General features: G+C 55.1%; 1 rRNA gene. It reads right to left on the minus strand.

From position 1 onward, the window contains the following. Positions 1 to 444: 444 nt before the first annotated feature. Positions 445 to 517 (minus strand): 16S ribosomal RNA (locus JHY01_RS26180); the annotation flags it as partial.

Raw genomic sequence — 517 nt, forward strand, 5'->3', positions numbered from 1 at the left:
TCATCCGGCACCAAGGCATCCACCATGCGCCCTACACAACTTAACCAACACGGTCAAATCAGATAGAAACAAAGACACTCACGCACACTATACAAATCTCAAACAACACATAGGCCACACCAAGCCGTCCGCTAACAACAGACATTTCGATATGACCAGGCTCAGAGACGTGTTGTCTCAGAACCCCAACAGGGTGCGAGACCCGCCAGGCACGCCACCCGCACCCCCGAAAGGACACAGGCGACCTGACCAACAGGTCTCAAGGATGGGAGCAAGCCTTCGCTCGCTCAAAGCTCAACGTGCAGTCGACACACCATTTAAAACATTTAGTCCATACACATCCGCAAGTATCAAGACAACCACACGGCTGTCAGGCCAATCCCCTCAAAGAGAGGACCAGAGCGGATGGTTGACGCCCCCCGCAGGGGGGTCGGGACTCCTTAGAAAGGAGGTGATCCAGCCGCACCTTCCGGTACGGCTACCTTGTTACGACTTCGTCCTAATCGCCAGCCCCACC

Origin of the sequence: Glycomyces sp. YM15, from assembly GCF_016918015.1 — a bacterium.
In the GTDB taxonomy this organism is placed as follows: domain Bacteria; phylum Actinomycetota; class Actinomycetes; order Mycobacteriales; family Micromonosporaceae; genus Glycomyces.